General features: G+C 73.1%; 4 protein-coding genes and 2 pseudogenes (1 of these 6 running past the window's edge). 3 read left to right on the top strand and 3 right to left on the bottom strand.

From position 1 onward, the window contains the following. The first annotated feature begins 238 nt into the window (after nt 1-238). Nucleotides 239-745, top strand: a complete 507-nt coding sequence (locus CCN33_RS32205; protein WP_086695571.1) for a hypothetical protein — start codon at nt 239-241, stop codon at nt 743-745. A gap of 87 nt (nt 746-832) precedes the next feature. Beyond that, nucleotides 833-2,410, top strand: a pseudogene (locus CCN33_RS23945) (PTS fructose transporter subunit IIC); the annotation flags it as partial. Between the two features lie 75 nt (nt 2,411-2,485). On the opposite strand, the gene CCN33_RS23940 reads toward CCN33_RS23945, so the two are convergent. Together CCN33_RS23940 and CCN33_RS23935 are read right to left on the bottom strand one after the other, a co-directional pair. Next, nucleotides 2,486-3,232 (bottom strand): DUF6227 family protein, encoded by a 747-nt coding sequence (locus tag CCN33_RS23940; RefSeq protein WP_086695570.1) that lies wholly within the window; start codon nt 3,230-3,232, stop codon nt 2,486-2,488. A 208-nt stretch (nt 3,233-3,440) separates the two neighbouring features. Further along, nucleotides 3,441-4,061, bottom strand: coding sequence for a flavin reductase family protein (locus CCN33_RS23935; protein WP_086695569.1), 621 nt, complete (start codon nt 4,059-4,061; stop codon nt 3,441-3,443). Nucleotides 4,062-4,134: 73 nt separating this feature from the next. Here CCN33_RS23935 and CCN33_RS32550 point away from each other — a divergent pair, with 73 nt between their 5' ends. Next, on the top strand, nt 4,135-4,311 hold the full coding sequence (locus CCN33_RS32550; RefSeq protein ID WP_086695572.1) for a hypothetical protein: 177 nt from the start codon (nt 4,135-4,137) through the stop codon (nt 4,309-4,311). A gap of 42 nt (nt 4,312-4,353) precedes the next feature. Here CCN33_RS32550 and CCN33_RS23925 read toward each other — a convergent pair. Then, nucleotides 4,354-4,356 (bottom strand): annotated as a pseudogene (locus CCN33_RS23925) (MscL family protein); its annotated part runs 276 nt beyond the window's last position; the annotation flags it as partial.

The following is a 4,356-nucleotide window of genomic DNA, read 5'->3' as shown; positions in this document are numbered from 1 at the left end:
CGTGCGGTCGGGTCGTCCTCCTACTGGAGGTACGTGGTCGATTCGTCCGTGGGGGGGAAGGCGCCGTGCCAGGCGTCGCGGGCTCGCGACGATCGGGGAGACACCCCCTGGGCAGGGGTTCGGCCGAGTGGCGCGGCACCGGTGCTTGGCGTCCACTGGGAGTGGAGGGGGTGAACAGCGTGCGCGTGCTTGCAGGCACCGGGTGGGGCACGGCAGGCGATCTGGCCGGAGGAGAGTCATGGCTGAGCACACGTCGTCATCGGTCCTCACCGCGCCCCTGCGCGGCGCCGCCTCCCTCCTGAGCAAGGTGCCCGGCGCGTCGATGGTCAACAAGGCGGCCCAGGACACGCTGGACGTGATCGGCGTGGTCTCCCCCCGTGGGCGGCGCCTCGCGGTGTACGCCGGGGCGGGCGTGCTCGGCGTCGCCGGGGTCGTGGAGTGGCCCGTGGCGCTGACCGGAGCCGCCATCGCCTGGCTGACCCAGCCCCGCCCGCCGCTCGTGACCCCGGTGGCCGAGACCACGGACGTCGTGATCGAGGAAGCCGCGCCCGCGAGCGACGCCGAGGTGGGCGAGGCGGCCCTGCGGACCGGGCACCACGACGCCCCAGGCCCGGTGAAGGCGACGGACACGGAGTCCGCGCACCCGGAGGCGCACAAGAAGCACGGCAAGAAGTCCGGCAAGCACCCCAAGGGCGTCACCGGCCATCTCGGCCCCACCGCCCGCCCCGAACGCACCAGCCTCTGACGGCCTCGATGGTCCTCAGCTTCCTCACCGCCCCCTCCGCCGCCGCCCGCCTGCCCCGGCTCCTCGCGGAGGCGGCCGCTCCCCTGATCGGCGGCGGCCGCCGGCGCCGCGGCGGGCAGTACGACCCCGGAGACCCCCGAGGCCGAGGCCACGCGAGCGCGCCCGTTCCGCATCGTCGCCGTCACCTCCTGCCCCACCGGCATCGCCCACACCTACATGGCCGCCGAGTCGCTGGAGAACGCCGGCCGGGAGGCGGGCGTCGAGGTGACCGTCGAGACGCAGGGCTCGGCGGGGTTCACCCGGCTCGACCCGGCGGTGATCGAGGCGGCGGACGGCGTGGTCCTCGCCCACGACGTGCCGGTGCGCGAGAAGGACCGCTTCGCCGGCAAGCCCACGGTGGACGTCGGCGTGAAGGCGGGCATCAACCGCCCCGCCGAACTCATCTCCGAGGTCCGCGCCAAGGCGGAACGCGGGGAGAGGACCGCCCCCGCCGGTGCGGCCGCCACCCCCGTGGAGCGCGCGGGCGACTCCACCGAGGGCTACGGCACCAAGCTGCGGAAGTGGCTGATGTCCGGCGTCAGTTACATGGTGCCCTTCGTCGCGGCGGGCGGTCTGCTCATCGCCCTGGGCTTCGCCGTCGGCGGCTGGACGGTGAACAAGGCGCCCTCCGTCATGGACCACTTCGTGTGGACCCAGTCCGACAGCTGGGGCGCGCTGCTGTTCCAGATCGGCGGCATGGCCTTCAACTTCCTGATCCCGGTGCTCGCCGGGTACATCGCCTACGGCATGGCCGACCGGCCCGGCCTCGTCCCCGGCTTCGTCGGCGGCGCGATCTCGCTCAGCATCAACGCGGGCTTTCTCGGCGGCCTCGCGGCCGGTCTGATCGCCGGTGGGGTGGTGCTGGCTATCCAGCGGGTGCGCATACCGGCGGCCATGCGCGGCATCATGCCGGTGGTGGTGATCCCGCTGATCTCCTCGGCGGTCGTCGGCTTCCTGATGTTCGTGGTGATCGGCAAGCCCATCGCCGCCGCCCAGAAGGGGATGACCGACTGGCTGAACGGCCTCACCGGTACCAACGCGGTCCTGCTCGGCGCCCTCCTCGGCCTGATGATGTGCTTCGACCTGGGCGGCCCGGTCAACAAGGTGGCCTACACCTTCGCCACCGCCGGGATCGCCGTCGCCGCCCCCAGTGACTCGGCGATGAAGATCATGGCCGCGGTGATGGCCGCCGGTATGGTCCCGCCGCTGGCCATGGCCCTGGCCACGACCGTGCGCGGCAGGCTCTTCACCCCGGCGGAGCGCGAGAACGGCAAGGCCGCCTGGGTGCTGGGCGCCTCCTTCATCACCGAGGGCGCGATCCCCTTCGCCGCGGCCGACCCGCTGCGGGTCATCCCGTCCGCGATGGCGGGCGGCGCGGTCACCGGCGCGCTGTCGATGATGTTCGGCGCCACGCTGCGCGCCCCGCACGGCGGCATCTTCGTGGTCCCGCTGATCGGCAACCCGTTCCTCTACCTCGTCGCCATCGCCGCGGGTGTCTGCGTCAGCACTGCCCTGGTGGTCGTCCTCAAGGGCATGCGCAAGCCGGCCCAGGGCGCCCCGGCCGCCGGTTCGGCGGAAGGCGCGGCGGCGGGGGAGAAGGGGAGCGAGCAGCCGGTGGCCGCCTGAGCATCCTCCGGTCCCGTCCCCACGGTCGCGTTCCCTCGGCGAACTCGCCGGGGGGACGCGGTGCGTCGGGGGCCGTCAGCCGTGCCGGGCCGCGCGGCGCTCCATGGCCTCGCGGGCCGCCTCCGGGGTGGTGTACACCTCGCACATGTGACGGCCGTCGGGGGTCGCGGTGTGCTCGACCTCCCACAGGGAGACCTCCCGCCCGTCCCGCAGCAGGAACGCGTGCTCGTACAGCGCGAAGCTCGCCCCGGCCCGCGCGGTCCGGCCGGGACGGCCGAACGCCTGGGTGATCTCGTGCGCCTCCGCCGTGGCCAGCAGCGCCGCAAGCTCCTTGCCGGGGCGGTCCGGGTTCTCCGCCCGGCGCAGCAGCCTGCGGGCGTGGTCGGGGGAGTTGTCCGCCACGTACGCGTGCCGGGGCTCGGGCACGGCACCCAGCTCGGTCAGCACCGGCAGCTCGAAGTCCGAGGTGTCGTACGGCAGGGCCAGCCGGGCCGTGGCGGTGTGCAGCTCCTCCTCGTCGAGGTACACCTCGTGCTGTGACTCCTCGCCCGGCGCGGTGTTGTGCGCCAGCTCCCAGAGCGTGACCGCGGAGCCGTCCGCGAGCAGCCAGGTGTGCCGGTACGTCTCGCGGTGCAGGCCCGCGCTGTGGTGCGCGGAGTGCAGCGAACTGTCGTGCGCCAGCGCGCAGTCCAGCTCTCTTATGACCTCGTCGGGCAGCTCGAACGAGTTCAGGGCACGGCCGAGGAGTCGCGCGAGGTGCTCCTCCGGAGACTCGGGCGACTGGGCGGACTCGTACTCCGCCGTCTCGTACGGAACGCTCAAGGTGTCTCCCGGCGTCGCTGCATGTCACCTGGTGGGTGCATACCGTAGCCCCTCGGTCGGACATCGTGTCCGGGAACCGAGAAACGTACTGGGGTAAACGCCGGGCACGGCCGAAGAGTTCCCGATCGGCGACCGAAATGCCGTCCCCGCCAAGGCTTTTCCGCCTCCTTGCGCCTCTTCCTCCCCTACCTCCCCCGGTACGACCCCCTCAGCCGACACCGGCCGCGCGCGGTGTCTCCGTGCGGTAGGAGTGGCCCAGTTCCGGGCCCAGGCCGAAGTAGTGGCGGAAGTTGTAGATCAGCGGGCTCCACGCGGCGGGGTCTATGTGATGGGTGCCGGGGATCAGGAGGGCGGGCGCCGCGTGGACTTTCAGGACCGTCGTTTCGACGATGACGCAGTCGCCGGAGAGGTCGGGGCGGATGCGTTCGGCGCGGGCCTCCAGGTGGAGGGGGCACTCGGCCGCGCGGGGCGGGCGGACGATGTGGGAGGGCTCCTCGCCGAGGCCCGCCGCGGCGAACTTGGCCGGTTCGAAGCGGCAGCCGGCCGCCTTCGTCGGGGGGACCGGATCGCGGCCGGTCAGGGGCGCCAGGCGCTCCACCGCGGGCCACTGGTGCGGGGCGGGGAGATTGATGACCAGGTCGGGGCGGGCGAGGAGGTTGCGGGCGGTCTGGCCGTCGCGGCCCAGGCCCAGGACGACCGTGCTGCCCAGCGCCCACGCCGAGGACATGGGGGCGAGGTTGAAGGTGCCGTCCTCGTTCTCCGTGGACAGCAGCACCACCGGGGTACCGAAGTAGAGGATGCTCGGCTCGATCGCCGTGTGAGTGCTCATGAGGGCGAGCCTAGGAGCGGGTTCGTTCGGCGGGCGCCGAAGTGTGCCGGGTGGCGGACCGTACCCTGGAGGCATGAGTGACGCCCCCGCACCCGAGCCGCGCGACCCGAAGGCCGCGCTCGTCTTCGACGACCCGCTGAACCAGCAGTCCTCGGACGACACCGACCGGGGGTGGGGCGAGCGTCCGGCCGGCGACAGCGCCGCCGACCTCAGGCGCTTCCTCGACGAGAAGCCGCCCCACCACCTCTGAGCGGTACCGAGGGCTCCCGCTAGCGCATCTCCGGCCCGGCCGGGC

This window comes from Streptomyces recifensis, from assembly GCF_002154615.1.
GTDB classification, from domain to species: Bacteria; Actinomycetota; Actinomycetes; order Streptomycetales; family Streptomycetaceae; genus Streptomyces; species Streptomyces griseoluteus.
The sequence above is the reverse complement of the archived record's forward strand: the minus strand, read 5'-3'. Positions and strand labels throughout refer to the sequence as shown.

Excerpts from the sequence above, each read along its gene's own strand:
- CCN33_RS32205 (WP_086695571.1), top strand. The coding sequence starts at position 239 with ATGGCTGAGCACACGTCGTCATCGGTCCTCACCGCGCCCCTGCGCGGC.
- CCN33_RS23935 (WP_086695569.1), bottom strand. The coding sequence starts at position 4,061 with ATGAGCACTCACACGGCGATCGAGCCGAGCATCCTCTACTTCGGTACC.
- CCN33_RS32550 (WP_086695572.1), top strand. The coding sequence starts at position 4,135 with ATGAGTGACGCCCCCGCACCCGAGCCGCGCGACCCGAAGGCCGCGCTC.